Raw genomic sequence first — 1,765 nt, forward strand, 5'->3', positions numbered from 1 at the left:
CTGGCCCCGCAGTACTCTCGGCGCGATGGGGCTTAGCTTCCGGGTTCGGAACGGGACCGGGCGTGCCCCCCATGCTCTGGCCGCTGACCGGTGGGCGGCGCCCACCGTATCTTCGGTGTCCGGTGTCTCTCTCACGTGCCCTGGGGGCCGCATGGCGTATAGGGGAGGTGACTCGGGGGCATCCTCGTGCCCGGACCGCGCGTGAGCGCTGGGTCCCGCGGGCCGCGAGGTGCGGTTCCGGAAGAGCTCGGGCGATTAGTGCGGCTCGGCTGAGGCTGTCGCCAGCCTTGCACCTGCCGTCTATCGACCAGGTAGTCTACCTGGGCCCTTACCGGAAGGAGAACTAATCCCTGGAACGGCTTCCCGCTTAGATGCCTTCAGCGGTTATCCGCGCCGCACGCGGCTACCCGGCCGTGCCGTTGGTCGACAACCGGTTCACCGGAGGTGCGTCCACCCCGGTCCTCTCGTACTGGGGGCAGCCTCCATCGATTCTCCTGCGCCCACGGAGGATAGGGACCGAACTGTCTCACGACGTTCTGAACCCAGCTCGCGTACCGCTTTAAACGGCGAACAGCCGTACCCTTGGGACCTGCTCCAGCCCCAGGATGCGATGAGCCGACATCGAGGTGCCAAACCTTGCCGTCGATGTGGACTCTTGGGCAAGATCAGCCTGTTATCCCCGGAGTACCTTTTATCCGTTGAGCGACGGCCCACCCACTCGGGGCCGCCGGATCACTAGAGCCTGCTTTCGCACCTGCTCGGCTTGTGGGCCTCGCAGTCAAGCCCGCTTGTACTCTTGCATTCAAAAGGACGGTTGCCGACCGTCCCGAGCGGACCTTCGCGCGCCTCCGTTACCCTTTAGGAGGCGACCGCCCCAGTCAAACTGCCCGCCTGGCACGGTCCCCGAGCCGGTTGACGGCCTCGGGTTAGGACGCCGGTCGCGCGAGGGCAGTATTCCAAGGGCGGCTCCCCGGGGGCTGGCGCCTCCGGATCTTCGCCTCCTGCCTATCCTCTACACGCGGGACCAGCGGCCAATGCCAAGCTGCAGTGAAGGTTCACGGGGTCTTTCCGTCCTTCCGCGGGTAAGTCGCATCTTCACGACCAGTGCAATTTCACCGGGTCCATGGTCGAGACAGCGCCCAAGTCGTTGCGCCTTTCGTGCAGGTCGGAACTTACCCGACAAGGAATTTCGCTACCTTAGGACCGTTATAGTTACGGCCGCCGTTTACCGGGGCTTGGCTTCGGGGCTTCGCCTTGCGGCTAACTCCTCCGCGTGACCTTCCGGCACCGGGCAGGCGTCAGACCCTATACGTCGCCTTGCGGCTTCTGCAGAGTCCTGTGTTTTTGGTAAACAGTCGCTTGGGCCTCTCCACTGCGGCCCGCCTCCGCTCCCGGAGCAAGTCCGTTCACGTACGCGCGGGCACCCCTTCTCCCGAAGTTACGGGGCCATTGTGCCGAGTTCCTTGACCATGGTTGACCCGATCGCCTCGGTATGTTCTACCCACCCACCTGTGTCGGTTTGCGGTACGGGCGCGCACGCGCCTGCCTAGGGGTTTTTCTAGGGACCTCGGGCTCACTCGCTTCGCTTAAGTGCTTCGTCCGGAGCCTCGCCCTCGATGCGGACCGGATTTCCCTGGTCCGCGGGCCGCGCTCCATCACGGGGACGTCCAGAACCCCGCCGAGCCACCCCCATCCGTCGCCCCGTCGGTCGTAGCGCCGCGTGCGCGGTGCAGGAATGTCTGCCTGCTGCGCGTCGGCTACGCCT

2 rRNA genes are annotated in these 1,765 nt (G+C 65.4%); both read right to left on the minus strand.

Annotated elements, in window-relative coordinates:
- Positions 1-88 (minus strand): 5S ribosomal RNA (rrf, locus tag ACTQ05_RS09420); the annotation flags it as partial.
- A gap of 146 nt (positions 89-234) precedes the next feature.
- Positions 235-1,765, minus strand: a 23S ribosomal RNA gene (locus ACTQ05_RS09425); the annotation flags it as partial.

The organism is Collinsella sp. LCP21S3_A9, from assembly GCF_052118785.1.
Lineage (GTDB): Bacteria > Actinomycetota > Coriobacteriia > Coriobacteriales > Coriobacteriaceae > Collinsella.